Below are 3,762 nucleotides of genomic sequence, written 5' to 3' on the forward strand. Positions count from 1 at the left end.
GGAACCCTTATAGAGAAAGGCATTTAGCGATTTTTGTCAATTGTTTTTGCTCTAGAGCGAACTAATCAATTAAGTCTCTTGCCAGATAAGGATTTAGTCGATTTATGCCCCCTATCGAACCATACCAAGTAACGAAGAACCATTTTGACAAGACAGAGCAAAGACGTTTGACTCCTATGCAAGTGCTTAAAATTAGAAATTAATTGCTGGCTCCCGTCAGTCAATAATACCAAATCCTGTTATCAGAAAACGAGTAAAGACGAGGAGATAAATAGTGCGTGAGGATGTCTTAATGAAAATTACCCTGAACCTACCGGATAACCTCAGCCAAGCCGAAACCTTTAACCAGGGCGACTGGCTCCGGGAGATTGCCATTGCGCTGTTTCAGCAAGAGCGGATTTCCCTGAGTCGCGCCAGTAAAATTGCCGGGATGGAAGTCATGGACTTTCAAAAACTGCTGGCAGATCGCGGTATTTGTGTTCACTACGATGTAGAAGACTTTGAGCAGGATGTTCAGCATCTGCGCGATCGAGGCTGGCTATGATCGTGGTCAGCGATACCTCCGCCCTTGCCAATCTGGCGATCGTCGATCATCTCTGGTTGCTAGAGTCAATTTACCAAACCGTTATCATTCCAGACGTTGTTGCTAGGGAACTAGCAGCCGCAAGCAATCCCATCATTCCAGCCATTCTCCAAGCCGGCTGCATTCAACCCCAACCCCTCACCAACTCCGAACTCGTTAACCAGCTTCAGCAAGAACGAGGATTGGATGCTGGAGAAGCGAATGCAATAGCCTTGGCACTTGAGCTGCAAGCTGATGATCTGCTCATCGATGAACGCTTGGGGCGGCAAGAAGCCCTGCGGCTAGGGCTGTCTATCATTGGTATTCTGGGCATTCTGCTCGTTGCCAAACAAAAAAGCCTCATCCCTCAAGTTCAACCTGTTATGGATGCCTTGATCAGCCAAGCTGGTTTTCGTGTCAGTTCCCAGCTATATCAGCGTGTCTTAGCTTTGGCTCAAGAACCTTAGTAAAGGATAAGCCAAGATGGTCTGTGGAGTCGGTATCGATCGAAACTATCGTTTCCCATACCAATATCTTGATATTGCCCTTAGATTCTTGTTGATTGAGATGGAAACAAAACGCTACAAGTAAGTACAGTATGAATGATAATTTCACGCTAAAAAATCTTTACAGAAGCCCCCGACAATTGAACGAATCGAATAATTATAAATTTTTGTCAAGAGGTGCGGTCAGATCGAAGAATCGTCGCTAGAATCCTAGAAAACTTCTGTTATTTCAGCCTATTGTCAGAAATTTAGTTAAACAAGGTTTTTGACAATATGCTAATCTGGCTAACACGCTTTTGGGCGTGATATACGGAAAAGTTCGGGCGATTGCGCCCAAATGGGGTGATATGCCGAAAGTTGACCCATATCGTTACCCCAGAGAGTGTTATACAGAAAGTTTCTGTATAATCCCTAGTTAGCCAGACGAAGCGAGTGTACCGCTAGGATGTGGGCTATATGATTGGAGTGTCAAAATGACGAGAAAGACAATTGTCCTCATTGCAGCCTTCGTTGCTCTAGGTACTGCCACCGTTGGACTCGTGACGGCAATTGTTACCCAGCGAGGACTGATTCTCCCCCTAAATATCTTGGATTTACTTTCCATTAAATTCACCACTTCGGAGATGATTGATAGTTGGTTTGGCTTGGCTGGACATAATAAGTTAATCAGTCCTTCGGAATTAGGTGAACCGCTCAAGTCATTTAGAAACCAATGGGCAAAAACTAATCCCACTGTCACCCCTTTTCTGGGACTGTGGCATAATGATGGTGACGGTTTTCAAAGTTTACATGAAGCTTATTTTTTGAGTATTTTTCCCTCTCAGGTGCAGGGGCAAGTCTGTGTTTTAGAATACAAAGACCGTGGTTTGCTGGATGTTTCGATTCTTTCATTGTCAACGGCAAAGGTGATCAGTGGTCAACTCCTCAGTAGCCGTTTGCGGGCGGATAAATCTACCATTGTGCAAAAAGACTTCTACAATGGTTATCCTGTAGAAGGTTATCCTGTAGAAATTTTGCCTGTTTTAGATGGGCAAAATGAAATCTATATTTTTTCCTCCCGATCCCCGCCCCAGTTACCCCCTGGTTTTCCTGAAGATTTGACATCTAAGGTAAAGCAGGAACTGTCGGATCGAGGTTGTACAATGGACTAGATGTTAGCGATCGCCATCGCCTCGTAGGTTGGGTTGAGCGAAACAATACTGGGTCGAAAATAGATCAATTCGCTTGAAAAAGCGAAACCCAACCACCCCAAAGGTTACTCTTGGTTGGGTTTCCTTACGTCAACCCAACCTACAATAATTGCTGCTCTCGTAGTGGACTGTTTCAGTGCGATGCCGAAGGCACTGCGTAGCAGATCGCCATCGCCGTAGGGTGCGTTCCCTAAGGTGGCTCCTACTGCTCCAGCGCTCGATTTTGGGGAACGCACCATGCACATTGATTGAAACTGTGGGTTTAAGTGCGATACCGAAGGCACTGGGTAGCAGTACGCTGACGAGGGTACGCTAATCAAATGTAATGCGCCATATTTTCATTGGTGAGGCCAGCAGAGTTGGGGGTGATATGATGAGAAAAGAGCGGCCACTCAACACCATTTGGAGCTAATCAAAACTATGTCACTGTATCCTGATCAGGAACCCGCAATTACTCGAACAGAGCGTGGTTTAACAATTTCTGGCACAAGAATAACCTTGTATCAAATAATGGACTATATTCACGCCAATTACCCTCGTCATTTAATCCGCCATCAATTCTATCTAACTGATGAGCAGTTTGATGCAGCCATCTCTTATATTGACGCTCACTACAAAGAAGTAGAGTCAGAGTATCAAATAGTTGTGCGGCAAGCAGCAGAAATTCGAGATTATTGGAATGAGCGTAACCAAGAACGTATTGCTAATATTTCTAAGTTGCCGCCCAAGCCTGAATATACTTCTGCTTGGCAAAAATTGCAAGCGCGTAAAGCCAAACGAGCAGCAATAAGCCAGTGATTTTTCTAATCGATCACAATTATTGAAGGGCAATCGCTCATACTTTTTGGCAGTATTACTTCTGAAGGGTGGCTTGAAACATTACCAATTCGTTTTATTTCATTTGATGAAGTTGAATTACCAATTAACAGCAGTGATAGAGTGGTCTGGAGGTTTGCTCAAGAGAATCAAATGATTTTGCTAACCGCCAACCGTAGTATGAAGGGTGAAGATTCTTGAGAGCAGGTAATTCGAGAAGAATGTTTACCAACTTCTTTGCCTGTGGTTACGTTTGCAAATGTTGATCGGATTATTGAACGAGAATATCGAGAAGAATGTGTTGATCGCTTGATTGAAATTGCTCTTTACCTTGAAAATTATTTAGGCGTGAGTCGTCTGTTTATTCCATAGCAAATGTCTAACTTTGCCGTTAGGCGGCTTCGTCTATCTGTGAAGGCGTAGCCCCAGTGCGATGTCGAACGCAATCTTGTAGGGTGCGTTCCCTAAGGTGGCTCCTACTGTTCCAGCGATCGATTTTGGGGAACTCACCATGCACATTGATTAAAACTGTGGGTTAAAGTGCGGTCGCCGATTTTAATAAGCTATATTAACAACAATACTTAAAGAGAAGGCTTAAAATGGTTAAATCAACTTTGTACACGACAGCAAAAGTCCTACCGGGAAATAGAATTGAAATTGAATCTCCAGAGCTGACTGTAGGACAAAC

General features: G+C 44.0%; 5 protein-coding genes and 2 pseudogenes. 6 read left to right on the top strand and 1 reads right to left on the bottom strand.

All coding sequences use genetic code 11. From position 1 onward, the window contains the following. The 4 genes and pseudogenes from PX482_RS27770 to PX482_RS14865 all read left to right on the top strand — a co-directional run. Positions 1-203 (top strand): annotated as a pseudogene (locus PX482_RS27770) (hypothetical protein); the annotation flags it as partial. 89 nt (positions 204-292) lie between these two features. Then, a complete protein-coding gene (locus tag PX482_RS14855; RefSeq protein ID WP_043995814.1) occupies positions 293-544 on the top strand; it encodes a UPF0175 family protein in 252 nt (83 codons plus the stop codon). After that, a complete protein-coding gene (locus PX482_RS14860) occupies positions 541-1,029 on the top strand; it encodes a PIN domain-containing protein (protein WP_002760647.1) in 489 nt (162 codons plus the stop codon). The genes PX482_RS14855 and PX482_RS14860 overlap by 4 nt, the downstream gene beginning before the upstream one ends. Positions 1,030-1,541: 512 nt before the next feature. Continuing rightward, positions 1,542-2,219 (top strand): hypothetical protein, encoded by a 678-nt coding sequence (locus PX482_RS14865; protein ID WP_002760645.1) that lies wholly within the window; start codon positions 1,542-1,544, stop codon positions 2,217-2,219. 104 nt (positions 2,220-2,323) lie between these two features. Here PX482_RS14865 and PX482_RS14870 read toward each other — a convergent pair whose 3' ends face one another. Continuing rightward, a complete protein-coding gene (locus PX482_RS14870; RefSeq protein WP_002760643.1) occupies positions 2,324-2,503 on the bottom strand; it encodes a hypothetical protein in 180 nt (59 codons plus the stop codon). A 175-nt stretch (positions 2,504-2,678) separates the two neighbouring features. Here PX482_RS14870 and PX482_RS14875 point away from each other — a divergent pair, with 175 nt between their 5' ends. Further along, the gene (locus PX482_RS14875; RefSeq protein WP_002760641.1) at positions 2,679-3,056 is read left to right on the top strand and encodes a DUF433 domain-containing protein; all 378 of its coding nucleotides are present in this window, start codon (positions 2,679-2,681) and stop codon (positions 3,054-3,056) included. Beyond that, positions 3,053-3,446: pseudogene (locus PX482_RS14880) on the top strand (ACP S-malonyltransferase). The gene PX482_RS14875 and the pseudogene PX482_RS14880 overlap by 4 nt, the downstream one beginning before the upstream one ends. The last annotated feature ends 316 nt before the right edge of the window (positions 3,447-3,762 follow it).

Origin of the sequence: Microcystis sp. M53602_WE12 (genome assembly GCF_030065455.1) — a bacterium.
Taxonomy (GTDB): Bacteria; Cyanobacteriota; Cyanobacteriia; order Cyanobacteriales; family Microcystaceae; genus Microcystis; species Microcystis aeruginosa.